The 26126-nt window shown below is 72.0% G+C and carries 27 protein-coding genes; 16 read left to right on the top strand and 11 right to left on the bottom strand.

The window, feature by feature from the left end:
- Window positions 1-40: 40 nt before the first annotated feature.
- From ACFE7H_RS12520 to nucS, 6 genes are all read right to left on the bottom strand, one after another.
- Complete coding sequence (locus ACFE7H_RS12520; RefSeq protein ID WP_375401575.1) at window positions 41-1045, bottom strand: NADP-dependent oxidoreductase; 1005 nt, start codon at window positions 1043-1045, stop codon at window positions 41-43.
- Between the two features lie 100 nt (window positions 1046-1145).
- Window positions 1146-1862 carry an anti-sigma factor gene (locus ACFE7H_RS12515; RefSeq protein ID WP_375401574.1) on the bottom strand — a complete coding sequence of 239 codons (717 nt, stop codon included), beginning with the start codon at window positions 1860-1862 and terminating at the stop codon, window positions 1146-1148.
- On the bottom strand, window positions 1843-2394 hold the full coding sequence (locus ACFE7H_RS12510) for an RNA polymerase sigma factor (RefSeq protein WP_375401573.1): 552 nt from the start codon (window positions 2392-2394) through the stop codon (window positions 1843-1845). The genes ACFE7H_RS12515 and ACFE7H_RS12510 overlap by 20 nt, the downstream gene beginning before the upstream one ends.
- A gap of 190 nt (window positions 2395-2584) precedes the next feature.
- Complete coding sequence (locus ACFE7H_RS12505; RefSeq protein WP_375401572.1) at window positions 2585-3322, bottom strand: DUF4397 domain-containing protein; 738 nt, start codon at window positions 3320-3322, stop codon at window positions 2585-2587.
- 110 nt (window positions 3323-3432) lie between these two features.
- A complete protein-coding gene (locus ACFE7H_RS12500; protein WP_375401571.1) occupies window positions 3433-3918 on the bottom strand; it encodes an SHOCT domain-containing protein in 486 nt (161 codons plus the stop codon).
- 21 nt (window positions 3919-3939) lie between these two features.
- Window positions 3940-4635 carry an endonuclease NucS gene (gene nucS / locus ACFE7H_RS12495; protein ID WP_375401570.1) on the bottom strand — a complete coding sequence of 232 codons (696 nt, stop codon included), beginning with the start codon at window positions 4633-4635 and terminating at the stop codon, window positions 3940-3942.
- A gap of 99 nt (window positions 4636-4734) precedes the next feature.
- On the opposite strand from nucS, the gene ACFE7H_RS12490 reads away from it, so the two are divergent.
- Complete coding sequence (locus ACFE7H_RS12490) at window positions 4735-6669, top strand: M13 family metallopeptidase (protein ID WP_375401569.1); 1935 nt, start codon at window positions 4735-4737, stop codon at window positions 6667-6669.
- Window positions 6666-7574 carry a serine hydrolase gene (locus tag ACFE7H_RS12485; RefSeq protein ID WP_375401568.1) on the top strand — a complete coding sequence of 303 codons (909 nt, stop codon included), beginning with the start codon at window positions 6666-6668 and terminating at the stop codon, window positions 7572-7574. The genes ACFE7H_RS12490 and ACFE7H_RS12485 overlap by 4 nt, the downstream gene beginning before the upstream one ends.
- A gap of 45 nt (window positions 7575-7619) precedes the next feature.
- Here the strand turns inward: ACFE7H_RS12485 and ACFE7H_RS12480 are convergent, their stop codons facing one another.
- Window positions 7620-8975, bottom strand: a complete 1356-nt coding sequence (locus ACFE7H_RS12480) for a glutamyl-tRNA reductase (protein WP_375401567.1) — start codon at window positions 8973-8975, stop codon at window positions 7620-7622.
- Window positions 8976-9097: 122 nt separating this feature from the next.
- On the opposite strand from ACFE7H_RS12480, the gene hemE reads away from it, so the two are divergent.
- From hemE to ACFE7H_RS12425, 11 genes are all read left to right on the top strand, one after another.
- On the top strand, window positions 9098-10144 hold the full coding sequence (gene hemE / locus ACFE7H_RS12475) for a uroporphyrinogen decarboxylase (protein WP_375401566.1): 1047 nt from the start codon (window positions 9098-9100) through the stop codon (window positions 10142-10144).
- On the top strand, window positions 10141-11493 hold the full coding sequence (locus tag ACFE7H_RS12470) for a protoporphyrinogen/coproporphyrinogen oxidase (RefSeq protein ID WP_375401565.1): 1353 nt from the start codon (window positions 10141-10143) through the stop codon (window positions 11491-11493). Before hemE ends, ACFE7H_RS12470 begins: the two co-directional genes overlap by 4 nt.
- Window positions 11494-11598: 105 nt before the next feature.
- Window positions 11599-11886 (top strand): YtxH domain-containing protein, encoded by a 288-nt coding sequence (locus tag ACFE7H_RS12465; RefSeq protein WP_375401564.1) that lies wholly within the window; start codon window positions 11599-11601, stop codon window positions 11884-11886.
- A gap of 8 nt (window positions 11887-11894) precedes the next feature.
- Window positions 11895-12314: a phage holin family protein gene (locus tag ACFE7H_RS12460; protein ID WP_375401563.1), complete on the top strand. Its 420-nt coding sequence runs from the start codon at window positions 11895-11897 to the stop codon at window positions 12312-12314.
- Window positions 12304-12606: a DUF3618 domain-containing protein gene (locus ACFE7H_RS12455; protein WP_375401562.1), complete on the top strand. Its 303-nt coding sequence runs from the start codon at window positions 12304-12306 to the stop codon at window positions 12604-12606. The genes ACFE7H_RS12460 and ACFE7H_RS12455 overlap by 11 nt, the downstream gene beginning before the upstream one ends.
- 72 nt (window positions 12607-12678) lie before the next feature.
- Window positions 12679-13341, top strand: coding sequence for a hydrogen peroxide-dependent heme synthase (hemQ, locus tag ACFE7H_RS12450; RefSeq protein WP_375401561.1), 663 nt, complete (start codon window positions 12679-12681; stop codon window positions 13339-13341).
- A gap of 13 nt (window positions 13342-13354) precedes the next feature.
- The gene (locus ACFE7H_RS12445) at window positions 13355-14515 is read left to right on the top strand and encodes a ferrochelatase (protein ID WP_375401560.1); all 1161 of its coding nucleotides are present in this window, start codon (window positions 13355-13357) and stop codon (window positions 14513-14515) included.
- Window positions 14512-15486: a hydroxymethylbilane synthase gene (hemC, locus tag ACFE7H_RS12440; RefSeq protein WP_375401559.1), complete on the top strand. Its 975-nt coding sequence runs from the start codon at window positions 14512-14514 to the stop codon at window positions 15484-15486. The genes ACFE7H_RS12445 and hemC overlap by 4 nt, the downstream gene beginning before the upstream one ends.
- On the top strand, window positions 15483-16274 hold the full coding sequence (locus ACFE7H_RS12435) for a uroporphyrinogen-III synthase (RefSeq protein WP_375401558.1): 792 nt from the start codon (window positions 15483-15485) through the stop codon (window positions 16272-16274). The genes hemC and ACFE7H_RS12435 overlap by 4 nt, the downstream gene beginning before the upstream one ends.
- Window positions 16271-17251 carry a porphobilinogen synthase gene (gene hemB, locus ACFE7H_RS12430; RefSeq protein WP_375401557.1) on the top strand — a complete coding sequence of 327 codons (981 nt, stop codon included), beginning with the start codon at window positions 16271-16273 and terminating at the stop codon, window positions 17249-17251. The genes ACFE7H_RS12435 and hemB overlap by 4 nt, the downstream gene beginning before the upstream one ends.
- The gene (locus ACFE7H_RS12425) at window positions 17248-18630 is read left to right on the top strand and encodes a glutamate-1-semialdehyde 2,1-aminomutase (RefSeq protein WP_375401556.1); all 1383 of its coding nucleotides are present in this window, start codon (window positions 17248-17250) and stop codon (window positions 18628-18630) included. Before hemB ends, ACFE7H_RS12425 begins: the two co-directional genes overlap by 4 nt.
- A 20-nt stretch (window positions 18631-18650) precedes the next feature.
- On the opposite strand, the gene ACFE7H_RS12420 is transcribed toward ACFE7H_RS12425, so the two are convergent.
- Entirely contained in the window at window positions 18651-19829 is a 1179-nt protein-coding gene (locus ACFE7H_RS12420; protein WP_375401555.1) for an esterase-like activity of phytase family protein, read from the bottom strand.
- A 190-nt stretch (window positions 19830-20019) separates the two neighbouring features.
- Here ACFE7H_RS12420 and ACFE7H_RS12415 point away from each other — a divergent pair, with 190 nt between their 5' ends.
- From ACFE7H_RS12415 to ACFE7H_RS12405, 3 genes are read left to right on the top strand one after another with little or no spacing between them, the layout of a single operon-like run.
- Window positions 20020-20778, top strand: coding sequence for a sugar phosphate isomerase/epimerase family protein (locus ACFE7H_RS12415; protein ID WP_375401554.1), 759 nt, complete (start codon window positions 20020-20022; stop codon window positions 20776-20778).
- Entirely contained in the window at window positions 20775-21899 is a 1125-nt protein-coding gene (locus ACFE7H_RS12410; RefSeq protein ID WP_375401553.1) for a Gfo/Idh/MocA family protein, read from the top strand. Before ACFE7H_RS12415 ends, ACFE7H_RS12410 begins: the two co-directional genes overlap by 4 nt.
- 17 nt (window positions 21900-21916) lie before the next feature.
- On the top strand, window positions 21917-23059 hold the full coding sequence (locus tag ACFE7H_RS12405) for a Gfo/Idh/MocA family protein (protein WP_375401594.1): 1143 nt from the start codon (window positions 21917-21919) through the stop codon (window positions 23057-23059).
- 30 nt (window positions 23060-23089) lie between these two features.
- Here ACFE7H_RS12405 and ACFE7H_RS12400 read toward each other — a convergent pair whose 3' ends face one another.
- The 3 genes from ACFE7H_RS12400 to ACFE7H_RS12390 all read right to left on the bottom strand — a co-directional run.
- A complete protein-coding gene (locus tag ACFE7H_RS12400; RefSeq protein WP_375401552.1) occupies window positions 23090-24454 on the bottom strand; it encodes a DUF222 domain-containing protein in 1365 nt (454 codons plus the stop codon).
- Between the two features lie 345 nt (window positions 24455-24799).
- On the bottom strand, window positions 24800-25834 hold the full coding sequence (locus ACFE7H_RS12395) for a Gfo/Idh/MocA family protein (RefSeq protein WP_375401551.1): 1035 nt from the start codon (window positions 25832-25834) through the stop codon (window positions 24800-24802).
- The coding region (locus tag ACFE7H_RS12390) for a sugar phosphate isomerase/epimerase family protein (protein ID WP_375401550.1) at window positions 25831-26126 on the bottom strand (296 nt) is incomplete at its 5' end. The genes ACFE7H_RS12395 and ACFE7H_RS12390, both read right to left, overlap by 4 nt.

Below are 26126 nucleotides of genomic sequence, written 5' to 3'. Positions count from 1 at the left end.
GGCCGGGTGCCGACCGTGCTCGGGCAGCCGATCCGCCGTGTCAGGCGACCGACTCGTGGAAGGCCCGCGCCTTCTGCCCCAGGTAGTGCGACGACACCCCGGCACCGGTGACGGCGGTCTTCATCCCGACGATGACCTTGCCGCGGGAGTGCCGGGCGTCCAGATCGGCGGTCGCCTGCTGCAGGTACTGGAACGGGTAGAAGCCCGAGACCAGCATGCGCAGGCTGTGCTGCTCGATCAGGCGCACCAGGTGCCGCAGCAGATCGGCCGGCTCGGGATCGATGCCGTCCGCGGTATAGAACTTCAACTCCACGTCGCGGCGGTCCTCGGTGGAGACGAAGCGGCTGCGGACGACGCCCAGCTGCTCCGCCAAGTCGCCCGAGCTGCCGTGGTTGTCGATCAGCGCCGTGATCGGCCGGTCGTGGGCTGCCGTGCGGATGCGCTCGATCAACCCGTCGCCGTAGGTGACGGGCACCGCGCCGAGGGAGCGGATGTAGTCGTGGTTATGCGCACTGCCGGTACCGATCACGGTGGCCCCGGCGGTGATCGCCAACTGCACCTGCAGGTGCCCCACTCCGCCGGCGGCGGCGGTGATGACGACCACGTCGTCCGGCCCGACCCGCAGATTCCGGATGATCGCGAGGGCGGTCGTACCGGCCAGATAGAGGCCGCCCGCCACCTCCCACTCCACCGTCGGCGGCTTCAGCACCACGGCGGTCGCCGGGACGACGACATAGCTCGCGTGGGCGCCGTTGCCCACGGCGTGCCCCAGCACGTCGGCCCCGACGGCGATGCCGTGCACGTCTTTGCCCCGGGCGCGCACGATGCCGGCGAAGCACGAGCCCTGGCGTGCCGGGAAGGTGAGCGGGACCTCCGCGGCGAAATCGCCCGCGCGTACATAGCTGTCGAGGTGGTTCAGTCCGGCTGCGACGACCTCGACCACCAGCTCGTCCCGCGAGGCGGTGGGCATCTCCTGCGGTACGAAGTGCAGTTCGTCGACCGCGCCGTAGCGATCGAACTGCACGGCCTGCCCCGCGCGCTTCATGCTGCGCCCTCGGCCATCGGAGCTGTCATGGATGAAGGGTGCGGCCGTCGCCTGGGACGGGCCTGGCCGCGGTCTGCGAGTCGGCCGCCGCGCGGCACCGTCACAGGTTCAGCGGACCCCGCACGATCGAGTTCCCCGAGTGGTGCGGGTCGCCGTCGTGGGGTTCCGCCGACACATCCACCAGGTCGTAGTGGTCGAGGTCCACGCCGGGGGGCACCCGGAAGGAGCCGGATTCTCCCGGCAGCACTCCCAGGCTGATCAGCGCGTGCTGATCCTTCGTCATCAGCCAGACCTGATCCGAACGCGTCGCCGTCGGCGTCACGTTCACGGTGACGGTCACGGTCCGGGTCCCATCGGCCGAGCGCTGCACGGTCGCGCGGCCCTCGGCGCTCGGCCACTTCGGGAACGGACTGAGGATCGCGCTCGCCACGGTCGTCGGCGGTCGGAGGCGCTGCACGGCGACCAGTCCTGCCGCCAGCACGGCCAGCCCGGCGGCGACCGAGAGCACGATCACCATCGCCCGCCGCGGACGGGAAGGCTGCGGGCCGATCCGACGAACGGCCGAACCGCGGCGCGGTCCGGAAGTCGCGTCGAGCTGCGGCCCCAGCTCCTGCTGCACGCGCTGCCACACCCGCGGGTGCGGCGCATGCAGCGGACCGAGCGCATTCGCCCGGCGGCCGGCTGCGACCGCCGTGGCGAACGTCCGAAGATCGGCGCTGCACGTCTCGCAGCCGTCGACGTGGCGGCGCTCGCCGTCCGAGCCCACGTCCTCCCCGAGCGCCAGCAGGGCGAGCAGATCAGGATCCACGTGCGGCATCGCCCACCTCCAACCGCGTGCGGATCCGAACCAGGCTGCGCCGGATGTGGCTCTTGACGGTACCGAGGGGCAGCCCCAACCTCTCGGCGATCTGCCGGTGGGTCAGGTCGTCCAGGAACGCCATCCGCACCACCCGCTGCGCCTCGGCCGGCAGCCGATCGATCTCGTCGGCGACCAGGAGTCGGTCGACCAGGTCGTCATCCGTTGACACGTCGTCGGCGCGGACCGCGGAGAGCGACTCGTGCAACGCGGCGGAGCGGCCACGGGAGGCGAACACGTCGGCGACCTTCTTGCGCGTGATGCCGACCAGCCAGGCCGGCAGCGGCGCCCGCTGCGGGTCGAAGGACGCACGCGACCGCCATGCTGCGACGAACACGGCCTGCGTCACATCCTCGGCATCGGCGATATCACGCAGCGACTTGAGTGCGAGCGTGTGCACGAGCGGCGCCCACCTGCGGAACGCCACGCCGAGCGCATCCGCATCGCCCGCGGCGAAGGCGGCACCGAGAGCGTCGTCGGACGGCTCGTCCATCGCCACCCTCCTTGTCGCTTGAGGCGGCGTGGCGCTTCGGCGGGCCGCCGGCCCATGCTAGGACCCGGCCGAAACCGCTGAACGAGAGGTGGCGCTCCACTCCGCGGGCGCCGGCCGTGCCGGAGCCGGCGACCGCGGAGTTCTGGATCGGTGCTGCGTGGATCGGCGCTGGTGGATCAGCGCCGGGATATCAGCCCTGGTAGGGCTTCAGTCCGATGAAGGACGTCGGCGCGTACCATCCGTGACCGAGCTTGATCACCTGCACCGCGAGGGCCAGGTTGGCGTCGGCCGCGCTGCCCCAGGCGTAGGCGATGGTGTCGGCGTTCTTCGCGATCGGCAGGGTGGCCGGGCCGATGACCGGCGCCGTGGTGCCGGCGAGGGCGACCGCGACCTGGTAGGTGCCGGCCGGGACCTGCGCCTTGGACTGGTGCGGGTTGTGCAGGCCCTTCATGGCCGCCGCGCCGTTCACCAGGATGTCGACTGCCGGGGCCGCCGCGTCATGGCGCACGATGATGCGGCCGTTGCCGGGCGCCACGTGGCGGATCGTGTTGAAGTAGCTGGTCGCGGTCGGTACGCCGGCGGCGGTCAGGTGCGCGACGACGGTGTAGTTGCGGTGCGCCCCGAACGAGACCTTCAGCGGGCCGATGACCGGCTTCTTGTCGTTCTTCGCCGTCGCAGCGGTGATGGTCACCGTGTACTTGCCCGCGTCGACCTTGAGCGGACCGGCGTAGCTGCCGGGCTGGAAGTCGTTCAGCAGGCGCTTGTGGTTCAGGTAGACGTCCACCGGCACGTTCGGCACCTCGTGCAGGATCGAGACCGCAGCCTGGGCCGGGTGGTGCTTGGCGACCTGCGCCTGCGCGGGTGCAGCCAGGCCGAGGGTGGCGACGACGCCGATGACGGCGCCGGTGACAAGTGTTCTTCTCCGCACGGGAGCTCCTTCGTCTGTGTTCGGGGTAGGAGGGGGTCCTCTTATCGGTACTTCCCTCGCGGGGGCCTCGGCGGATGCAGTGGATCGGAAACGATTTCAAGGAACAGCACTCAGTCGAGCAGGCGCCGCTTGGCTGCGGTGAACTCCGTGTCGCTGATCGCGCCGGTGGTGCGCAGCTGCTCCAGGCGTTCCAATCGGTCCAGCACGGAGGCGGAGGGGGTCGCCGCCGCCGCGTCGGAGCGCAGGCCGAGGCGCGCGCGGCCGGCGTCGATCGCCGCTGCGACCCGCTGCACGTCCGCGGGCAGGCCGGCGAAGACCCACTCGTCGCCGAGCACGCCCACGTGCAGCTCGCCGGCGATGCGCCTGGCCGCGCCGGCGGGAAGCGCGACACGAACCTCCGTCAACATGGCCATCGGGAACGACTCCTGGGTCTGGGTGAACATCCCGAGGCCGGTGAACAGCACCCGCCGGTCGGTCACCATCAGTGCGCCGCGATGGTCGCGGCCGGACAGGGTCGCGGCGACCCAGACCTGCTGGGACTCGTCCGCCTCCAGCATGCTGGAGAGGATCGCGACGTGCCGGTGCACGGAGACCACGGCTCGCTCCCGATCGTCCGGTCAGAACAGCTGCGCGCGGGTGCTGTCGGTGCCCCGCATCGCGTCGTAGTCGAGGACCACGCAGCGGATGCCGCGGTCCGTCGCCAGGGTGCGCGCCTGGGGCTTGATCTCCTGCGCCGCGAAGACGCCGGTCACCGGGGAGAGGTGCGGGTCGCGGTTCATCAGCTCCAGGTACCGCGTCAGCTGCTCCACCCCGTCGATCTCGCCGCGGCGCTTGATCTCTACGGCGACCGCCGCTCCCCGGGCGTCGCGCGCCAGGATGTCGACCGGTCCGATCGCGGTCATGTGTTCGCGGCGGACCAGCACGTGACCGTCGCCCAGCAGCGCGATCTGCTCGGCGAGCAGGCGCTGCAGGTCGGACTCCACCCCGTCCTTGGTCAGGCCGGGATCGATCCCGAGCGCGTGCTCGGTGTCGGAGAACACCTCGTGCAGTCGGATCAGCAGTTGGTCGCCGGTCTTGGCGTGCGCCACCCGCCACAGCCGGGTCACGCCGGCGCTCCGCTGGTCGGCGTCGGGCTGCTGCTCGGTCAGCGAGCACGGCGGGCTCATCCAGTTGAGCGGCTTGTAGGAGCCGCCGTCCGCGTGCACCAGCACACTGCCGTCCGCCTTCAGCAGGATCAGCCGATCCGCCAGCGGTAGGTGCGCGGACAGCCGCCCGGAGTAGTCCACCGAACACCGCGCCACCACCACCCGCACGCGGAGCACCCTAACCGTCGCCGCGTGCGCAGGCCGGGTGGGGGCGCCCGTGGGCGGGGCGCGAGGTTCGGACCGCGGGTGCGCGAATAGGGTTGACAGGTGCCCAGTCCTTCTGCTTCCGTGCGCCCGCAGGACGATCTGTACCGCTCCGCGAACGGCGAATGGCTCGAATCCGCGGTCATCCCGGCGGACCGGGCACGCACCGGCGCCTTCATCGAGCTGGTCGACGGGGCGGAGGAGGCGGTGCGCGAGATCCTGCTCGCGGCCGCCGACGCCGAGCCCGGTTCGGAGGCGCGCAAGATCGGCGACGCCTACTCGGCGTTCCTGGACGAGGAGCGGATCGAGGCGCGGGGCGCTGCTCCGCTCGCCGACGACCTGGCGCTGATCGCGACGACCACGTCGATCGCCGAGGTCTTCCGCGCACTGGGCAGGCTGGAGCGCACCGGAGTCGCGGGGCTGCTGCAGCTGTTCGTCGACACCGATCCGGCGCAGCCCTCGCGCTACGTGGTCTTCGTCGAGCAGGGCGGCCTCGGGCTGCCGGATGAGCGCTACTACCGCGAGGACGACTTCGCGACCCACCGCGAGGCGTACCGGCTGTTCGCCGAGACGATGTTCTCGCTGGCCGGACTGGACGAGCCCGCCCAGCGGGCGGCGCGCGTGCTGGCGCTGGAGACCGAGATCGCCGCCCACCACTGGGACGCGGTGCGCACTCGCGATGTGCAGGCGACCTACAACCCCGAGACGTGGGCGGGCCTGCTCGCCACGGCCAAGGACGCGGCCCCGCTGCTTGCAGGGTGGGCGCAGGAGTTCGACGCTCCGGCAGCGGCACTGGATGCGCTGGTCGTCCGGGAGCCGAGCTTCGTGGCCGGCGCCCTCGAGCTGCTCACCGACAGCCGGCTCGACGCCTGGCGCGACTGGCTGACGCTCCGCGTCATCCGCCGGGTCGCGCCCTACCTGTCCAGCGCCTTCGTGGACGCCAACTTCGCCTTCACGGGAACGGCCCTGTCCGGGACCGAGCAACTGCGGGACCGGTGGAAGCGGGCCGTGGGCTTCACCGAGGGGATCCTGGGCGAGGCGGTCGGCCGCCTCTACGTCGAAGCCCACTTTCCGCCGGACGCCAAGGCGCAGATGGACGTGCTGGTGGGCAACCTGGTGCAGGCCTACCGCGACTCCATCGGCACCCTGGACTGGCTGGGTGAGGCGACCCGGGCCGAGGCGCTGACCAAGTTGTCCAAGTTCACGCCCAAGATCGGCTATCCGGTGCGCTGGCGCGACTACAGCACGCTGCAGGTGCATCGGGACGACCTGGTGGCGACCGCCAAGAGCGCCGCGGCGTACGAGTTCGCCCGCGAGCTGGGCAAGCTCGGCACCCCGGTGGACCGCGACGAGTGGTTCATGACGCCGCAGACGGTCAACGCGTATTACAACCCGGGCATGAACGAGATCGTCTTCCCCGCAGCGATCCTGCAGCCGCCGTTCTTCGATCCGGACCGGGATGCGGCGGCGAACTACGGCGGCATCGGCGCGGTGATCGGGCACGAGATCGGGCACGGCTTCGACGACCAGGGCGCCCAGTTCGACGGCGACGGCAAGCTGCACGACTGGTGGACCCCGGACGACAAGGCGGCTTTCGAGCAGCGCACGAGGGCACTGATCGCCCAGTACGACACCCTGGTGCCGGAGGGGCTGACCGCCCACGTGAACGGCGCCCTGACGGTCGGCGAGAACATCGGCGACCTGGGCGGGCTGACCATCGCCTGGCGGGCATACGTGTTGTCGCTGGCCGGAGCCGAGCCGCCCGTGATCGACGGGGTGACCGGAGCGCAGCGCTTCTTCCTGTCGTGGGCGGCCGTGTGGCGGGAGAAGCGCCGGCAAGCGGAGGCGATCCGGCTGCTGACGATCGATCCGCATTCGCCGCCGGAGTTCCGCTGCAACCAGATCGTGCGCAACCTCGGCGAGTTCATGGACGCCTTCGACGTCAGCGAGACGGATGCCCTGTGGCTGCCGCCGAACCAGCGGGTCGCGATCTGGTGACGCCGCCGGCCTCGGCACCGCTCAAGCGGCCGAGGAACACCGGCGTCGCCCTGGCGAAGCACCGCGGCACGGCGGTGCCGTCCAACTTCACGAGCGGATTCACCGCGCTGGCCGGCCTGGCGCTGACCGGCGCGCAGGTGTCCGCCCGCGTGATCGATCTGAACTCGGGTCGGGAGTTGTTCTCGGTGGACGACCACGTGGTGCTGCCCACCGCGAGCGTCGGCAAGGTGCTGCTGCTGCTCGAGGTCGCCGCCCGGCTCGGCGACTCCACCCGCACCCGGTACGACCTGCTGGATCGCATGCCGGAGGACCTCGTGAACGAGGCGGGGCTCTGGCAGTACCTGCACGCGCCGAGCCTGCCGCTGATCGACCTGGCGACGATGGTCGCGGCGACCAGCGACAACCTGGCCACGAACGTGCTGCTGCGCGAGGTGGGGCTGGAGGCGGTGCGGGCGCGGGCGGAGACGCTCGGGCTGCGGCGTACCGCGCTGCTCGACCGGGTGCGCGACCGTCGCGGACCGGACGACGCTCCGGAGCTGTCAATCGGATCCACGGGGGAGCTGACCACGCTCTTCGCCCGGATCGCGCGCGGCGAAGCGGTCGATCGGGGCGTCTCGTCGCGCGTCAGCGACTGGCTGGCGCTGAACGTGGACCTGTCGATGGTCGCCAGCGCGTTCGCGCTGGATCCGCTGGCTCACGTGCGCAGCGAGCACGGGCTGAGTCTGCTGAACAAGACCGGCTCCGCCCCGGGGGTGCGCAGCGAGGCCGGCGCCCTGCGCGGCCCGCGCGCGTCGGTCGCCTACGCCGTGACGATCCAATTCGAGGACGCGAGCCAGATGCGGCGGCTGGCCGTGCTGCAGGCGATGCGCACCATCGGCCTGGACATCCTGGAATACGTCATCTGACGCCCTCCCCGCCAGAGCACGTCAGCAGGACAGGGTCAGAGCACGTCAGCAGGACACGGTCTCGTCGGCAGGTCCGTCGTCGACCAGGGACCTGCTGACGGGACGTGGTCCTGCTGACGGAACGGGGCCGGGGGCGTCGATTCCGACGTCGAGCCCGGCGTCGAGGCCCAGGCCGTAGATGGTCTGCAGTGCCGCGACGAAGGTCGGGCCCTCGCCTTCGGCGGCCAGTTCACGGGCCCGGGCCGACGGGGTGTGCACCAGCACGCTGGCAAGATGCCGCAGCGCCCGCTCGGCCGCCTCGGTGCTCTCGCCCCGGCGCCGCAACCGCTCCAGCTCGTCGTCGACCAGGGTGAACACGTGCGTGCGGAAGGCGACCACCGCCGGGGTGACGGCTGTCGCCTGCTGGGCGGCCCGATACTCGTCGACCGCCGCGTCGACCATCGCACGGGCGTCCTCGGTCGCTGCGAAATCGGGCAGCGGCGCGTGCAGGCTGATCGTCTCCAGGTCCAGCAACTCCACGCCGACCACCCCGCCGACATCCGGGCAGATGTTGCGGGGCAGGCCGAGGTCGATGACCATCTGGGGCCGCGTGCGGCCGACCGACTCGCGCGCGGCCGTCAGCGCCGCGGCGTCGAGCACGGGGACAGATGCGACGCTGCAGGCGATCACCAGGTCTGCCCGGCCCAGCACTCCGGGCAGCGCATCGCGCTCGACGGGCACCACGCCCTCCCGTCCGGCGAACCGTGCGGCGCGTCCGCTCGGGGAGAAGACCGAGACGGCGCGCACGCCGCGTCCCCGCAGCGCCGCGAGCGTGGCGCCCGCGTAGCTGCCGGTACCGATCAACAGCACGCCGGCCTCCGACCAGTCCGTGATACGGCTCTCGACCAGGTCGAGCGCCAGGCGGACCATCGATCGGCCCTTGCCGCCGATCCGCGTGCGGAACTGCACCTGATTGGAGGTGTGGGCCGCGCGCTGGAAGACCTGCTCCAAACCCGGCGTGGTGGTGCGGGCTATGCGCGCGACTTCGAGCGCGCGGCCGACCTGCCCGCCGATCTCGCCCTCGCCCAGCACCACGGACTCCAGGCCGCTGGAGACCGCGAAGAGGTGTGCGGCCGCGTCGGCGTCGTCGAAGGTGCGGAGCACCGGGGTGACTTCGCCCGTGCCGACCCCGGTCTGCTGCGCCACCGCCGTCAGCAGGGCGCCGGCCGCCGCGTCCCGCGCCTGCGCGTCCGTCACGTCGAGGTAGGCCTCGAAGCGGTTGCAGGTGGTGAGTAACACGGCGCCGTCGAGGCCGACCTGCTGGCGGACCACATCGGCGACGAACTCGGGGGTCACGGTGGCGAGTCGCTCCAGCAGCTCGAACCCCGCGGTGCGGTAGTCCGCGGCGAAACAACTCAGCACACCTCCCAGTGTAAATCGCGTATCCGGCAGGGTCGGCGCGGAGGGAGGCGAGCGCTCGGCGGGTCCGGGTAGTGGCGACCCGACGCGGGCGGGGTCTCCGCGCCGTGGGAGGATCGGGCAACGTGACTGCACCTGCGACGCCGGCTACCGCGGTGGATCCGCCGATCGTCACGGCGTACCGCGGCCTGCGTCCGGCGGTGCTGCCGGTGTGGTTCATGCGCCAGGCGGGCCGCTCGCTGCCGGAGTACCGGCAGTCGCGGGCCGGGGTCGCGATGCTCGACGCCTGCCTGACCCCCGACCTCGCGGCCGAGATCACACTGCAGCCCGTCCGCCGGCACGGCGTGGACGCCGCGATCTTCTTCAGCGACATCGTGGTGCCGCTGAAGCTCGCCGGGGTCGACGTCTCCATCGTCCCGGGTCGCGGGCCGGTGTTCGGCAGGCCCGTGCGCGACGAGGCCGACCTGGCCGATCTGACCGCGCACACCCTGACGGACGACGCGCTCGTCGTCATCGAGCGGGCCGTGTCCGCCACGGTCCAGCAGCTGGGACCGGTCCCGCTGATCGGGTTCGCAGGAGCGCCGTTCACCCTCGCCAGCTATGTCGTGGAGGGCGGACCGTCCAAAGACCAGCTGCGTGCCCGCACGATGGCGCACGCCGACCCCGCCGCGTGGATCCGCCTGACCGACTGGCTGGCTGCGGTGTCGGGTGCGTTCCTGGCCGCGCAGGTGCGTGCCGGTGCTCGCGCGGTGCAGCTGTTCGACTCCTGGGCCGGGTCCCTTTCCGCCCGCGACTACCGCACCACGGCCCTGCCCGCTGCGACGCGCACGCTGGCGGCCGTGTCCGGCGTGCCGCGAGTGCACTTCGGCACCGGGACCGCGCTGCTGCTGTCCGCGATGCGCGATGCGGGCGCCGAGGTAATCGGGGTGGATCACCGCATCGACCTGCGCGAGGCGGCGCAGCGCACCGGCGGCGTCGTACCGCTGCAGGGGAACATCGACCCGGCCCTGCTCGCCGCGCCGTGGCCGGTGCTGGAACGACACCTGACCGAGGTGGTCGAGGCCGGCCGTGCCGCGCCGGCGCACGTGCTGAACCTGGGCCACGGCGTGCCGCCGGAGACCGACCCGGGCGTGCTCACGCGCATCGTCGAATGGGCGCACACCCGGCCGTGACCACCGTGGTGATCGGCGGCGGCGTCGCGGGCCTGACCGCGGCCCGGCGCCTGGCTGAGTCGGGGCGCGACGTCGTGCTGCTCGAGGCCTCAGCCGTGCTGGGCGGCCGGGTCGGGAGTCACGAGCTGGCCGGTATCCCTCTGGACAGCGGCGCCGAGAGCTTCGCCGTGCGGGGCGGCATCGTCGCGCGCCTGCTCGGCGAGGTGGGCCTCGCCGGCGACGTGGTGGATCCCATACCGGGCGGGGCATGGATCGCACTGAAGGACCGGACGGTTCCGCTGCCGGCGGCCGGGCTGCTCGGCATCCCCTCCTCTCCCTTGGCCGACGAGGTGCGACTGGTGCTGGGCGCCCGCGGCAGCGCTCGGGCGTACCTGGACCGGGTACTGCCCGTGCTGCACGTCGGCCGCTACCGGCACCTGGGTCCTCTGGTGCGCGCCCGCATGGGTACGGCGGTGCTGGAGCGGCTGGTCGCGCCGGTCGTGGAGTCGGTGTACGGCGCCGACCCCGACGAGGTGGAGATCGACGCGATCCTGCCGACGCTGAACGCCGCGATCACGGCCACCGGCGCGCTGTCCGCCGCGGTGGAACGGCTGCGTGCCGCGTCGCCGGCCGGCAGCGCCGTGCAGGGCGTGCAGGGCGGCCTGCTGCGTCTGCCGCAGGCGCTCGCGATGGATGCCCTCGCCCGTGGCGTGCGTCTGGTGACCGGCGCGCGGGTCACGACTCTGGCGCCCGGTCCGCTGCCGGGAACCTGGGAGGTCGGGACGGACGACGAGCGGCTGGATGCGACGAACGTGGTCGTGGCCGTCGATGGCGCCGCGGCGCTCGACCTGCTGCAGCAGGCTCTGCCGCACCTGCTCGCGCTCGCCCGGCCGGCGCCCGCCGACAGCCGCGTGGTGACCCTGCTCGTTGAGGATGCGCGCCTGGACGCCCGGCCCCGCGGATCCGGTGTGCTGCGCGCCTCCGGCCGAGCCGACGTGCGCGCCCGCGCTCTGACGCACCTGACGGCGAAGTGGCAGTGGCTGCACGATCTGCTGCCCCCCGGCCAGCATCTGCTGCGGCTGTCCTACCGTGGGGCGGATCCGGTCGACGACGCCGAGGCGGGCGCCGACGCGTCCTCCCTGCTCGGCGTGCCCCTGCCGGCCGCGATCGCGCGCGACGACGCGCTGTGGCGGGACACGCTGCCGCCGCTCGCCCCCGAGACCCTGGCTGCCCGGACGGCGGTCGACGCCCAGCTGCAGGCCGTGCGGGGTCTGGTGGTCACCGGTTCATGGCGGACCGGCACCGGTCTGGCCGCAGTCGTCTCGGGCGCGGAGCGCGCCGCCGCGGCGCTGACGGCGCGCAGAGGGTAGCCGTCTGGAGATCAGCGGAGAACCCGCTGAGCCCCCAGGATGTCGTCGCTAGGGTTGTCGGACAGCAATTGCAGACACCACCACTCACCATTCAGAGGAGCATTCATGCGAGGGCGAATTTTGTTCGTGGCCGGAGCCGGCGTCGGGTACGTCTTGGGCGCGCGAGCCGGTCGACGTCGATATGAGCAGATCAAGGCGGGTGCCGAGAAGCTCTGGAACGACCCGAACGTGCAGAAGAGCGTGGACCAGGTGCAGACGTTCGTGAAGGACAAGGCGCCGGAGGTGCAGTCCGCCGTGGTCGAGAACGCGAACAAGGTGGTCGACGGGGCCAAGAAGACCGTCGGCAAGGTCCAGAACAAGACCGGCGACGCCACGCCGTCACCCAGCATCTGACCGCGCTGATGAGTCGAGCCACCACCACCGAGCCGGACGACAAGAAGTCCGTCTTCAAGCTGATCGGCGAGATCCCGGGGCTGATCACCACCCTCATCCGGGACGAGATCGCGCAGCTTCGAAGCGAGCTGGTCACCCGGCTGAAAGCAGCGGGAATCGGCATCGGGCTGTTCGCCGCCGCGGCGATCTTCCTGAACTTCGCCGCCTGGGTGCTGATCGCGACCGCGATCCTCGGCCTGGCCAACGCCGTCGCTCCGTGGCTGGCGGCACTGATCATCGGCGTCGTGCTGCTAGTGATCGCCGTGATCCTGGCCCTGGTCGGCCTCTCCCGGGTCAAGAAGGGCGTCCCTCCGGTGCCCGAGTCGGCCATCGAGAGCGTCAAGAGCGACGTCAAAGCATTCAAGGGGACTGGCAACTATGACCGATGACACCAACGACAAGGACCGCGCGCTCTCCGAGATCCGCTCGGACATCGAGTCGACGCGCGAGCGGCTCTCGGAGACCCTGGACGCGATCGAGGACCGTCTGGACGTGCCCAAGCGCGCCAAGAAGGCATTTGCGGAGGGCAGGGCCGTCGCCGTGCAGGCCGTGAGCGACGGTCGCACCTGGTTCGAGACGCAGCGGCGGGACAATCCGGCGATCGTGTACGGCGTGCTCGGCGGCGCGGGCGCGCTGGTCGTGGGTGTCGGTGTGCTCATCGCCCGCGGCGGGCGCAGGTAGGCTCCGCCGAGCAGGCAGCGCGGCCCGGACCCTCTGCTCCGCCTCTCAGGGGGGCGGAGGGAGGATTGCCGGATGACTGACGACGGGTACGCCCTCTGGGCGGTGCTGCGCCGGGACGCCATTCGTACGCCGGCGGCTGGGCTCAGCATCGCCGAACTGGACGAAGTGCTCTTGGCGCTCGGGGCGCAGGGTGTCACCCTGCGAGGGTTCTACGACGTCAGCGGATTCCGTGCCGACGCAGACCTGATGATCTGGCTGCACGGCGGTGGCGCCGCAGCACTGCAGGCGGCACTGCGCCGATTACGCGCCGTCTCACCGCTCGACACGCTCGTGCCGGTCTGGAATGCGATAGGGGTACACCGCGATGCGGAGTTCAACCGCAGCCACGTGCCGGGCTTCCTGCGCGGGGAGGCTGCGCGAGGGTGGCTGTCTGTCTATCCGTTCGTCCGCTCCTACGACTGGTACGTGCTGCCGGAGGCGGATCGGGCCCGCATGCTGGCCGAGCACGGCCGCAAGGGTGCCGCGTACACCTCCGTCGTCGCCAACACGGTCGCCGCGTTCGCCCTCGGCGACTACGAGTGGATCCTGCCCCTGGAGTCGGACGAGTTGACCGACATCGTCGACATGATGCGCGATCTGCGCGCCACGGAGGCCCGCCTGCACGTGCAGGAGGAGACCCCGTTCTACACCGGACGGCGCATCGAGCCCTCCGAGATCGCCGAGGTACTGCAGTGAACGAGGTAATGGGTTGAGTACCGTCCTGTCCGCAAGTCCCGCCGCCGCGGCCGGCCCGGAGCACACGAGCGAGCCCGTCGCCTATGACGGCATCCTGCTGGCCAGCTTCGGCGGCCCCGAGGGACAGGACGACGTGCTGCCGTTCCTGCGCAACGTCACCCGCGGCCGCGGGATCCCCGACGAGCGGCTCGAAGAGGTGGCGCACCACTACCGCGCCTTCGGCGGGGTCAGCCCCATCAACGAGCAGAACCGCGCGCTGAAGGCAGCGCTGGAGCAGGAGTTGCAGCGCCGCGGCATCGACCTGCCGGTGCTGTGGGGCAACCGCAACTGGGCGCCGTTCCTCAGCGACACGTTGCAGGCGGCTGCCGACGCCGGTCACGCCCGGCTGCTGGCGATCGCCACCAGCGCCTACAGCTCGTACAGCTCCTGCCGGCAGTACCGCGAGGACTTCGCCACCGCGCTGGAGGCAACGGGGCTCACCGGCACCCTCACCATCGACAAGGTCCGGCAGTACTTCGACCACCCCGGCTTCGTCGGCCCATTCGTGCGCGGCGTTACGGCGGGGCTCGTCCAGCTGGAGCAGCGCCTGCCGGGCATCGACCTCACGACCGAGGCGCGTGTGCTGTTCTCCACCCACTCGATCCCCTCCGCCGATGCCGCCAAGTCCGGGCCCGACTTCCGCGGCTTCGGCGCCGGCGGCGCGTACGAGGCGCAGCACCGCGCGGTGGCCGAGGTCGTGATGGCCCGTGCCGGACGCGGCGTGGACTACGAGCTCGTCTTCCAGTCGCGCAGCGGCCCCGCCAGTCAGCCGTGGCTCGAGCCGGATGTGAACGATGTGATCCGTCGCCTGGCTCCGGAGGGGGTGCGGGGCGTGCTGATCGTCCCGCTGGGGTTCGTGTCCGACCACATGGAGGTCATGTGGGACCTGGACACGGAGGCGATGGAGACCGCCGACGAGGTGGGCGTGGTCGCGATCCGCACCCCGACTCCGGGCGTCGACCACGAGTACGTCTCGGGCCTCGTCGATCTGGTGGTGGAGCGCCGGGATGGCACGCCCGTCGAGGACCGGCCCGCCGAGACGGCCCTCGGACCCTGGTACGACGTGTGCCGGGTGGGCTGCTGCGCCAACGCGCGTCTCGGCTTCCGGCCGGCGGTCGCGGGGCTCACGCAGTGACCATCCGCGTCGGCACGCGGGGGAGCGCGCTGGCACTCGCCCAGGCGCGCGCGACCGCCGACGCACTGCATCGAGCCAGTGGCGAGCCGTGCGAGCTGGTGGTGGTGCGCACCGAGGGCGACACCTCCGCCGAGCCCCTCGCCGTCATCGGCGGCACCGGCGTCTTCGCCGGTGCGCTCCGCACAGCATTGCGCGCCGGGCGCTGCGACGTGGTGGTGCACTCCCTGAAGGATCTGCCCGTCGAGCCCGAGCCGGGCCTGACGATCGTCGCCGTCCCGATGCGCGAGGACGCCCGCGACGCGCTCTGCGCCCGCGACGGGGTCACGCTCGCCGCGCTGCCGACGGGCGCGACCGTCGGCACGGGCTCCCCGCGTCGCCGTGCGCAGATCGTCGCCACGCGTCCGGATGTGACCGTCGTCGATGTGCGGGGCAACGTGGACACCCGACTCCGCCTCGTGCGCGACGGTGACCTGCACGCGGTCGTCCTGGCCGCGGCGGGCCTCGGCCGAATCGGCCGCATCGGCGAGGCGACCGACCTGTTGCCGCTCGACACCTGGCCGACCGCCGCCGGGCAGGGGGCGCTCGCCGTCGAGGTGCGGGACGAGGACGCCGTCCATCTGCGCGAACCCGGCGTCGTGCCGACCGGCATCGGCGCCGCTGCCGCCGCGATCACCGACGCCGCCTCGTGGAGCGCGGCCGCGGCCGAGCGCACGGTCCTGCGCCGGCTGCAGGCCGGCTGTGCGGCGCCGATCGGCGTCGCCAGTCGCGTCGCCCGGGACTCCGCCGAGCTGTGGGCCAGCGTGCACCGGCCGGGCGGCGGATTCCGCATCGACCGCCGGCGCACGGCGACTTTTCCCGCCGGCGACGTGGCCGCCCGCGACGCGGCGCTGCAGCGCGAAGCCGGCGCGCTGGCCGACGACCTGCTCGCCGCCGGCGCCGCCGACCTGGCACCGCTCGGGGCGACGGCATGACGGCCGCGAAGCCGCTGCGCGGCTGGACGGTGCTGGTCCCCCGTGGCGGGCCGTGGGGTCACGGCGTCGCCGCCGAGCTGCGCAGTCGCGGCGCGACCCCGATCGTCGCGCCGACGATCAACTTCTCCTCCACCGCCGATGCGACGGCCCTGGAGCAGGCGCTCGACGCCCTGCAGCGCGGTGACTTCGACTGGATGTCCGTGACCAGCGCGACGACGGTCGACGTGCTGTCGGCGCACGGCGTCACGGTGCCGAGCACCACCCGCATCGCGGCGGTCGGCGAGACCACGGCGGCCGCGCTCGTCGCCGCCGGCTTCCCCGTGGACTACACGCCCACCCGCGACAACTCCGCGGCCGGCCTGCTGGCCGAGTGGGCCGACGCGACCGGCGGCGCGGTGCCGCAGCACATCCTGGCGCTGCGCAGCGACATCGCAAAACCGGTGCTGACCGACGGCCTGCGCGCGCGAGGCCACCACGTGGAGTCCGTCATCGCCTACCGCACGGTCGGCGTCCCCGTGGACGCGCGCATCATCGACGACGTCGCCACGGGCCGGGTGAACGCGATCCTGATCACCTCCGGCAGCGTGGCCGCGCAGTTGGCGGGGCAGTTCTCGGTGATCCCCGATACCACCGTCATCGCCTGCATCGGGCCGCGGACGGCGGCGGACGCCGAATCGAACGGCCTGCGGGTCGACATCGTCGCCCGCGAGCGCAGCAGCGCCTCACTCATCCGGTCGTTGGAGGAGTTCTCCCGGGAGCACGGCGCCCGCACGAGGGAGGCCGGATGACCGGCCCGACGGTGCGGCCGCGCCGTATCCGCCAGACGGCGGCGCTCCGCGGACTGGTCGCCGAGACGCACCTGTCGGCCGACCAGCTGGTGCTGCCCATGTTCGTCCGCGAATCGTTGACCGAGCCGCAGCCGATCGCGTCGATGCCCGGGGTGGTGCACCACACGATCGACAGCCTTCGTGCGGCGGTGACCGAGGCGGCCGAGGCGGGGGTCGGCGGCGTCATGCTCTTCGGCGTTCCCGACCGGCGCGACGCGATCGGTTCGGGAGCGACCGCCGAGGACGGCATCCTGAACGTCGCCACCCGTGCCGTCACAGCCGAGATCGGCGACGAGCTGGTGGTGCAGACCGATCTGTGCCTGGACGAGTTCACCGATCACGGGCACTGCGGCGTGCTCGACGCCGCAGGTGCGGTCGACAATGACGCGACGCTCGACCGGTACCGCGACATGGCGGTGGCGCAGGCCGCCAGCGGGTCCCGGCTGCTGGGCCTGTCCGGGATGATGGACGGCCAGGTCGCCGCCACCCGCGAGGCGCTCGACGCGGCCGGATTCCTCGACGTGCTGCTGCTCGGCTATGCCGCCAAGTACGCCTCCGGGTTCTACGGCCCCTTCCGCGAGGCGGTGCAGTCGGCACTCGTCGGCGACCGGCGCACCTACCAGCTGGATCCGGCCAACCGCCGCGAAGGCGTGCGGGAGGCGATGCTCGACATCGAGCAGGGTGCGGACATCGTGATGGTGAAGCCGGCGATGAGCTATCTGGACGTGCTGGCCGACGTCGCGGCGGCGAGTCCCATTCCGGTATGGGCATATCAGGTGTCGGGGGAGTACGCGATGGTCGAGGCGGCGGCCGCGAACGGCTGGATCGACCGGGAGCGCATCGTGCTCGAGACCCTGCTCGGCATCCGGCGGGCGGGCGCGGGCGCGGTCCTCACCTACTGGGCCGTCGAGGTCGCGCGCTGGCTGCGCCGCGCATGAGCACCGTCCTCGGCGTGGTCGGTGAGCACGACGACACGGCGCCCGGCGCCGGCGACGCCAACGTCCGGCTCTTCGCGCGCGCCCGTCGCTCCATCCCCGGTGGAGTCAACTCGCCGGTGCGCGCCTACGGCAGCGTCGGCGGGGCGCCACGGTTCTTGGCGTCGGCACAGGGTGCCACCGTCACGGACGCGGCCGGCCGCGAGTACGTGGACCTGGTCGCCAGCTGGGGCCCGGCACTGCTCGGGCACGCCCACCCCGCGGTCGTGGAGGCCGTGCAGCGCGCGGCGACGCGGGGGCTGTCGTTCGGTGCGCCGACGCAGGGCGAGGTGGAGCTGGCGGAGTTGGTCCGCGACCGCGTCCGCGCCGGTGCGGCGGCACCGCTGGAGCGGCTGCGACTGGTCTCCACCGGCACCGAGGCGACGATGACGGCGATCCGGCTGGCGCGCGGTGCGACCGGTCGCGACCTGGTCGTCAAGTTCGCCGGGCACTACCACGGCCACTCCGACGGACTGCTCGCCGAGGCCGGCTCCGGCGTCGCCACGCTGGGCCTGCCGGCGTCGGCGGGCGTGCCGGCGTCCATCGCGGCGAACACCCTGGTGCTGCCCTACAACGACCGGACCGCCCTCGCGCTGGCGTTCGAAGCCCATCCCGGCCGCATCGCCGCCGTGATCACCGAGGCGGCTGCAGCCAACATGGGCGTCGTCGCGCCGCTGCCGGGCTTCAACGCCGCTCTGATCGACCTCGCGCACGCCGACGGCGCCCTCGTGATCTACGACGAGGTGCTGACCGGGTTCCGGGTGCATCCCGCGGGCTGGTGGGGGCTGGAGGGAGCCGCCGATCACGCGCTCGACGTCGATCTGTTCACCTACGGCAAGGTGATCGGCGGCGGCCTGCCGCTGGCGGCGCTGGGCGGCCGCGCCTCGATCATGGACCGCCTCGCGCCGCTCGGCCCGGTGTACCAGGCGGGCACCCTCTCCGGGAACCCGGTCGCGGTCGCGGCGGGCCTCGCCACCCTGCGGGCGGCGGACGACGCCGTCTACCGCGCCGTCGACGCGGCGGCCGACCGGCTTCGCGACGCTGTACACACCGCGCTCACCGAGGCCGGGGTGGCGCACGTGCTGCCCCGCGCCGGCAGCCTGTTCAGCGTGGCCTTCGGCCTCACCGAGCCGCCGGCCGACTACGACACCGTGCGGGCGCAGGAGTCGTGGCGCTATCCACCCTTCTTCCACGCGATGCTCGATGCGGGCGTCAGCCTGCCGCCGTCGGTCTTCGAGGCATGGTTCCTGACCGCGGCGCACGACGACGACGCCCTCGGCCGCATCCAGGCGGCCCTACCGGCCGCGGCGCGCGCCGCTGCCGCCGCGACCCCGCCCGACTGACGATCGCGCCTGACTGACGCTCAGAGGCCCTTCGCCGCGAACGCGATGAACTGGGTCACCTGGGACGGGCTGAAGTTGTCGTCGGAGACGAGCAGCAGCAGGCGCCGGCCGTCCTTCAGGCGGGGACCGAGCGTGATCCCCTCCACGTTGTCGATGCGCGGGAGCCCCTTCACGTCGGCCAGGTCGACCAGCAGCCGCTTGTGCATCGGTGTCACATGGGCGGAGGCGGTCGAGTCCCGGGCCAGGATGTCCGTCGCGGCGTGGTCGTCGGCCAGGTAGATGCGGATGCGGTCGACGCCGGCGACGAAGGCCCGCTCGATCACGAGGAACCGCCCACCGCCGAGCGCTGCGATGTCGCTCAGGCCGTTGGTGTCCGTCGGCTCGGCGGCGGGCGGCTGGGCGAACAGCGGCTGCAGCGGGTAGGCGTACTGGGCGACCGGCAGGTGCCGCTTCGGGTCGAGTTGCGTCACGCGCACCAGGGCGCCCCGCGCCGGCGTGGGATCGGCTCCGTCCTGGTACAGCGGATCCTCCATCGCCGACCACAACTCGCGGCCGTTCGGGGTGAAGGAGAGGCCTTCCAACGTCTGGTTCTGGCGGGGGCCCACCTGCTGCGGGTTCATGTGCAGCTGCGGCACGAGCGCGTACTGGCCGGCGTCGCTGCCGCTCAGGGTGGTGGTGCGCACCCACGGGTCCTCCAGCACCGCCGGCGCGGTCGTCGACACGATCCGCTCGCCCTCGCTGCTCCAGGTGAACCGGTCGTGCTTGGGGTCGACCGCCAGGCCCTCCGGGTCGGGGGCGAGCGACGTCGTCACCCCGTTCGTGGTGACGGTGGGCGGGAAGACGCTGCCGTCGGGCTGCAGGAAGGGGTGCGTGCCGGTCAGGGTCACCGACTGCAAGCCGGCGGCGGTCGCCGCGATGCGGGCCGTGTAGAACCTGGCGGGGTTCTTGGCCGAGCGGTCGTCGCTGATCAGCAGGTACTGCTTGCGCTTCGCGTCATAGCTGATCGCGGACAGGCCGCCGACGGTCGTCCCCTGGAACTGCAGGGCGTTCGGCAGCTCGCGCTCCCCCAGGTAGGACAGCCGGATGCCCGCCGGTAGATGCTGCTTGACAGCGGCCGCCTGCCCCGGCAGCGCGGAGCCGACGGCGACGAGGGCGGTCAGGCCGCAGGTGAGCAGGGCGATGCGGGCAGGTCGGCGCATGGTCGGCAGCGTTGCACGGCGAGAACGCGTGGCGCCAGGCCGGTCACCGATCCGTCGACCGCTGTTCATTTGAGGCGGCTGTCCTCTCCGCACGTCGGGCCGCCGTGGGAGGATGATCGCCCGCCGGTCGCGCTCCCGGCACCCGGCTGATCAGCGCCCGGTAGAACGATGTCGTTCGAAGGAGTTCCACATGCCTCGAGGTCCCCTGTCCGTCCAGCTGTACTCGGTGCGGCAGCAGATCGCGGAGGACCTGGAGGGGACCCTCGAGCGCATCGCGGGCCTCGGCTTCACGGCGGTCGAGCCGTACGGCGACTTCATTCCCGGGTCGGACCGGTACGTCGCCGCGTTCGCCGCGACCGGGTTGACGGCCCCGTCCGCCCACGCACCGGTGCTCCAACTGGGCGACCCCTCCGGCGCCTTCGAAGCTGCGGTCGCCATCGGCGTGCGCACGATCATCGATCCCGCCCACCGCACCGAGGAGTGGGAGTCGATCGACGGCATCGCGCGGATCGCGGAGCGCATCAATATGGCTGCCGAGCGCGCCCGCGAGTACGGCCTGACGTTCGGCTACCACAACCACTGGTGGGAGCTGGAGTCGCGCCCGAACGGCACGCCCGCGCTCGAGCTGCTCGCGGCGCGACTCGATCCGACCGTCGTGCTGGAGGTCGACACCTACTGGGTCGAGGTCGGCGGCCTGAGCGCGCCCGACCTGCTCGGCCGGCTCGGCGACCGGGTCCAGTTAATCCACGTGAAGGACGGCCCGAAGACCCTGGAAACGACGGCGCAGCTGCCGGCCGGACAGGGCGTCATCGACATCCCCGCGGTGCTCGCCGCGGCGCCGCAGGCGACGCGTGTGCTCGAGTTCGACGACTACGACGGCGACCTGTTCAACGGCCTGGCCGTGTCGCTCACGTACGTGACCGCCCAGGACGCGGAGTCCGGCGAGTGACCGTCGGGGTCGGTCTGATCGGGGCGGGCGTGATCAGCGCGCACTACCTCGGCAACCTCACGACCTTCCCCGACCTGCAGGTGCGGTTCGTCGCGGACATCGACCTCGACCGGGCGAAGGCGCGCGCCGACGAGTTCGGCGTGCCGGCCTTCGGCACGGTCGAGCAGCTGCTCGCCGACGACGGCATCCAGATCGTCGTCAACCTGACGCTGCCGTCCGCGCATGCCGAGGTGGATCTCGCCATCCTCGCCGCGGGCAAGCACGTCTGGAGCGAGAAGCCGATCGCGACGACCGTGGAGGACGCGCGGCGCGTGCTCGACGCCGCCGAGCAGGCCGGGCTCCGCGTCGCGGTCGCGCCCGACACCGTGCTCGGGGCGGGCCTGCAGACCGCGTTCCGCGCGATCGCGGACGGCCGCATCGGAAAGCCGCAGACGGCGACCACCATGGTGCTGAACCCGGGCCCGGACCGCTGGCATCCGGCTCCGGAGTTCCTGTTCCAGCCCGGCGGCGGCCCGCTGCTCGACCTCGGCCCCTACTACCTGTCCACCCTGGTGACGGTCTTCGGCTCGGTCGTCCGCGTCTCGGCGGTCGGCTCCATCGCCCGTCCGCAGCGGGTCGTCGAGTCCGGGCCGCGCGCCGGCACGACGTTCGCGGTCGAGGTGCCGACCCACTCCGCGCTGCTGCTCGAGTTCGAGGGCGGCGCCTCCGCGCAGGCCACGTTCTCGTTCCAGTCGGCGATCCCGCGGGCCGGCTTCGTCGAGATCACCGGCACGGACGGCGCGATCGTGCTGCCGGACCCGAACATGTTCGAGGGCGCGTCCGAGCTGTGGACGACCGAGTCGTGGAAGGGCGTGACCGGGCAGGACAAGCCGGTTCCCGAGGTCATCGAGGCGGTCGGAGCGACGGCCGGCCGCGGTCTGGGTGTGCTGGAACTCGCCCGCGCGATCCGGGCGGGCGTGCCCGAGCGGGCGTCGGGCGCCCTCGCGGCACACGTGCTCGACGTCATGCTCGCCGCTGAGACCGCGGCGGCGTCCGGCACGTCCGTCGCCGTGTCCAGCCGCGTGCGCGCCCCCGAGCCGCTGCCTGCCGATTGGAACCCTGCCGAGCGGACCCTCGCGTGACCGACATCCGCATCGGTATGGCCGGCTACGGCTTCATGGGCGCCGCCCACTCGCAGGCGTGGCGCGTCGCCAATGCCTTCTTCGACCTGCCGCGGCGCCCGGTGATGGCCGCGGTCGCCGGCCGGAACGCGGCGGCCGTCGCGGCGGCCGCCGACAAGTGGGGCTGGGGCGAGTCGGTGACCGACTGGCGCGAACTGATCGAGCGGGACGACATCGATCTGATCGACATCTGCACCCCCGGCGACAGCCACGTCGACATTGCGATCGCGGCGCTGCAGGCGGGCAAGCACGTGCTGTGCGAGAAGCCGCTCGCCAACTCGGTCGCCGAGGCGGAGCGGATGGCGAGCGCCGCGCGTGCGGCGGCGAAGCGCGGCGTGTTCGCGATGGTCGGCTTCAGCTACCGGCGGGTACCCGCGATCGGGCTCGCGAGGCGGCTGGTCGAGCAGGGGCGGCTCGGCGAGATCCGGCAGATCCGGTCCGTGTACCTGCAGGACTGGCTGGCGGATGCCGCGTCGCCGATGACGTGGCGGCTCGACAAGTCGCTCGCCGGCTCGGGCGCGCTCGGAGACACCGGCGCGCACGCGATCGACCTGGCGCAGCATCTCTCCGGCCTGGACATCACGGCGGTGAGCGGAATCATGCGCACTTTCGTCACCGAGAGGCCCAAGCTGGCCGAGCGCAAGGGGCTCACCGGGATCGCGAGCGACGAGATCGGCACCGTGACCGTGGACGATGCCGCACTGTTCTCGGCGAAGTTCGGCGACGGCCCGCTCGGCTCGTTCGAGACCACCCGGATGGCGACGGGCCGCAGGAACTCGCTCCGCATCGAGCTGTCCGGCACCGACGGCGCGCTCGCGTTCGATTTCGAGGACATGAACGTGCTGCAGTTCTACGACGCGACGGCGCCGGCGGATACTCAGGGCTTCCAACGCATTCTCGCCACCGAGCCGACGCATCCGTGGGTCGGCTCGTGGTGGCCGCCCGGGCACGGCCTCGGGTACGAGCACGCCTTCACCCATCAGGTCGTCGACCTGCTCACCGACATCGATGCGGGGCGCCAGCCGCGTCCCTCCTTCGACGAGGGCCTGCGGGTGCAGCGCGTCCTGGACGCGATCGAGCGCAGCTCGAACACCGGCAGCGCCTGGACCCCCGTCGAGTAACTCGTCCGCGGGGATCCGTTCGTCCTTGGGTCAGAAGGGTGGCTCGTCGGGCAGTTCGACGGGCGTGCGTGCTTTCACGGTGAGGGCTGGTCGGACGATCCGTTTGCCGCCCCATTTGTTGTGCCATCGAATCGTCCCGTCGGGAAGGGTGGTGACGTCGAAGTAGCCCTCGTCCTTCATCTGGTGGCTCTTCCGGCAGAGGACTTGCAGGTTGTCGTGTCGGGTGCGTCCGTCGTGTTCGACTCGGATCACGTGGTCAATATCGGCGCGGTGTGCGGGGAGGCCGCAGTCGTCGCCCGCGCACGATGGGCTGCGGAGGTGGAGGAGTTTCTTCAGCCCGGTGGGGATGTACCGATCATGCGAGTCGATGCCGAGGATCGAGTCGTCGATGGGGTCGATTTCGACGCGAGTCCAGGTCTTGCTGTGCTCCACCACCTGTCGTGCGGTCTCTGCATCGATCGCCCCCATCCCGGCGAGCTCTGCGGGTGCATTCCCGTCACCGGTCGCGGTGTCCGCCGGCACGACGAGGAGGACCGTCGCCTGCACCGCCTTCCGGTGGGGTGCTTTCAACGATCCGATGCGTTCCATCGGGTAGGCGGGGTCGCCCATCTCGGGTGCGGGGACGGCGATGCCGTGGAGGACGACATCGGTGGCCACATCGGCCATCAACTGGCCGAGGGTGCGGTGTTCCCCGTCCCGCCCGTGCAAATCGACGGCCGCCTGACGGATCCCGTCGTACATGGCCGCGATATCGATGGCGGTGGAGTGCACTTCCAGGATGGCCATCCCGTCGCTGTCGGGTCGGGCACTGACCCACCGTCGGGTGGCGGCCTGTTCGTGTCGTTCGATCGCCCCGTCCGGGTCGAGCCGGTCCCGGAGGAGGCCGAGCTGCTTCTCGACCACCGTCGCCTTCACGGTCTGCACGAGGTCCGCTGCCTTCGCATCGAACTCGGCCAGCACATCCGGCTTCAGTCCGACCGTCTGGTGGGCGGCGGCGCGGACGGCTTCTTCGGAGGCGAGCCCGTCGAGGAACACCGCCCAGGTGGTGGGGAGCTTGTCCCGCGCGGTCCGGCCGTCATCGATGCGCCGCTCGACCGCATGCCGGGAGATCCGGAGCACGTTCGCCTGGTGCAGGCAGAACGCCCGCACCGCGGCATCATCCGGCCGCAAGGCCCGCCCGGTCTCGGCTTGCTCTTCGATGAGCATCGCGTCGAACCCGGCCAGCATCACCTGCAAGCGCATCGCCTCGGCCGTGTTCACGACCCGATCCGCCTGCTCCAACGCCGAGGTAAACAGAGCCTCCCGTGCATCCAACGCAGCGAAATCTGGCGGAGTGGGAGCGGAGTCGCCCGATCCGTCGTCGGACGAGTCGTCCGCCCCGTACTTACTCGTCATATTCGAAAGCATACCACACAAACTAGACTGACAGTAGTACAAATATACTAAAATGGTGAAGCAGCAGAAGCCGACATCGGCTGGATCAGATCCTCGAAGTACGCACGCGCCAGGGGGACGTCCATCACTCATTCACCGTGCAGCGGATAGGCGACGAAGGCGAAGCGGGTGACCAGTTGGGCGCCTCCACCAGCAGGTCGTGTGTCGTGAACAGGTGGGAGGCGGGTCCGCCGTCCCGCGGGGCGATCCACACCTCGCAGCGCTGACCCGCCGCAAGGGTGCGGGGCAGCATCGCCGCCGGCTCCGTCACCGCCGGAGTCCCGGGGTCGACCTGCGCCGGCTCGGTCAGCGTTCCTCGGGTACCGCGCCGAGCACCTGCGCCCGCACCGCGTCGATGGTGCGCAGCACGTCGATCGCCGCGTCGAGCGGGTGGACGGGGGAGTCGGTCAGCCCGTCGGTGATCGCGATCGCGATCGCGGTCGCCTGCCATGCCAGCCCGTCGCGCAGGCGCAAGTCGGTCGGGTCCGTCCAGACGTGCTCGTCGTCGCCGAGGCGCACGGCGAACCGGGCCGGGAAGACGAACGGGTCCAGGAAGCGGGCGGTGCCGCGCGTGCCGGTGATCGACGCGAGTCCCGTGTTCGTGCCGGCCATCGTGCTGGAGACCGTCGCGGCCCGCCCCTGCTCGCCGCGCAGCAGCGTGACCGCCTGGTCTTCGACGCCGCTGCCGATGGTGGTGCCGAGGGCGCGCACCTGCAGCGGCACGCCGATCGCGAACTGCGCGAACCAGAACCCGTAGACGCCGGCGTCGAGCACGGTGCCGCCGGCGAGCGCCGGGTCGGTCATCCGCGGCGCGGGGTCGTCGCCGATCCCCCAGCCGACGTCGGCGGTCGCGAGCCGCACGTCGCCCAGGTCGCCGCGGTCGATCACCTGCCGCAGCACGGCCGACTGCGGCAGGTACTGCGTCCACATCGCTTCGCCCGCGAAGACCCCGGCCGCCCGGGCCGCGTCCGCGATCCGTCGGCCGTCCGCCGCGCAGGTGGCGAGTGGCTTCTCGACGAGCACGTGCTTGCCCGCCTGGATCGCCAGCAGCGCGAGCGGCAGGTGTTCGGTGTGCGGGGCGGCCACGTAGACGATGTCGACCCCGTCGTCCTGGACCAGATCGTGGGAGGAGCCGGAGGAGCGCGGCACGTCGAATTCGACGGCGAACGCGGCCGCGCGATCGGCCGAGCGGGAGCCGACCGCGACGACCCGCTGATCCGTATTGCGGTGCAGCGTGCGCGTGAAGGCGCGAGCGATGTCACCCGGGCCGAGCACGCCCCACCGCAGCACCGGTCCGCCGCGCAACGGCGTGACGCCGGGCTCCGGAAAGAAGGAGGTCACGGTGCTGATGCCGCGCTGCTCGTCGAGAAGGCCGCATCGAAGGCCGCGGCGGGCGGCTGGATCGCGTTCAGCTTCCGGACGATCGCCAGCGCCTCCGGGGCGCCCAGGGTGCGTTCCATGCCGGCGTCCTCCCACTCGACGCTGGTCGGGCCGTCGTAGCCGATCGCGTTCAGGGTGCGGAAGATCCGTTCCCACGGCACCTCGCCGTGACCGACGGACACGAAGTCCCAGCCGCGGCGCGGATCCGCCCACGGCAGGTGGCTGCCCAGCCGGCCGTTGCGGCCGTCGAGGT

The organism is uncultured Amnibacterium sp., assembly GCF_964250715.1.
Classification (GTDB): Bacteria; Actinomycetota; Actinomycetes; order Actinomycetales; family Microbacteriaceae; genus Amnibacterium.
Note: the sequence above shows the minus strand (reverse complement) of the source record. Positions and strands in the feature narration are given on the sequence as shown.

Coding starts and splice junctions, on each gene's coding strand:
- ACFE7H_RS12455 (WP_375401562.1), top strand. CDS start 12,304: ATGACCGATGACACCAACGACAAGGACCGCGCGCTCTCCGAGATCCGC.
- ACFE7H_RS12425 (WP_375401556.1), top strand. CDS start 17,248: ATGAGCACCGTCCTCGGCGTGGTCGGTGAGCACGACGACACGGCGCCC.
- ACFE7H_RS12465 (WP_375401564.1), top strand. CDS start 11,599: ATGCGAGGGCGAATTTTGTTCGTGGCCGGAGCCGGCGTCGGGTACGTC.
- ACFE7H_RS12405 (WP_375401594.1), top strand. CDS start 21,917: ATGGCCGGCTACGGCTTCATGGGCGCCGCCCACTCGCAGGCGTGGCGC.
- ACFE7H_RS12520 (WP_375401575.1), bottom strand. CDS start 1,045: ATGAAGCGCGCGGGGCAGGCCGTGCAGTTCGATCGCTACGGCGCGGTC.
- ACFE7H_RS12435 (WP_375401558.1), top strand. CDS start 15,483: ATGACGGCCGCGAAGCCGCTGCGCGGCTGGACGGTGCTGGTCCCCCGT.
- ACFE7H_RS12510 (WP_375401573.1), bottom strand. CDS start 2,394: ATGGACGAGCCGTCCGACGACGCTCTCGGTGCCGCCTTCGCCGCGGGC.
- ACFE7H_RS12415 (WP_375401554.1), top strand. CDS start 20,020: ATGCCTCGAGGTCCCCTGTCCGTCCAGCTGTACTCGGTGCGGCAGCAG.
- ACFE7H_RS12460 (WP_375401563.1), top strand. CDS start 11,895: ATGAGTCGAGCCACCACCACCGAGCCGGACGACAAGAAGTCCGTCTTC.
- ACFE7H_RS12515 (WP_375401574.1), bottom strand. CDS start 1,862: ATGCCGCACGTGGATCCTGATCTGCTCGCCCTGCTGGCGCTCGGGGAG.
- ACFE7H_RS12420 (WP_375401555.1), bottom strand. CDS start 19,829: ATGCGCCGACCTGCCCGCATCGCCCTGCTCACCTGCGGCCTGACCGCC.
- hemQ (WP_375401561.1), top strand. CDS start 12,679: ATGACTGACGACGGGTACGCCCTCTGGGCGGTGCTGCGCCGGGACGCC.
- hemB (WP_375401557.1), top strand. CDS start 16,271: ATGACCGGCCCGACGGTGCGGCCGCGCCGTATCCGCCAGACGGCGGCG.
- ACFE7H_RS12400 (WP_375401552.1), bottom strand. CDS start 24,454: ATGACGAGTAAGTACGGGGCGGACGACTCGTCCGACGACGGATCGGGC.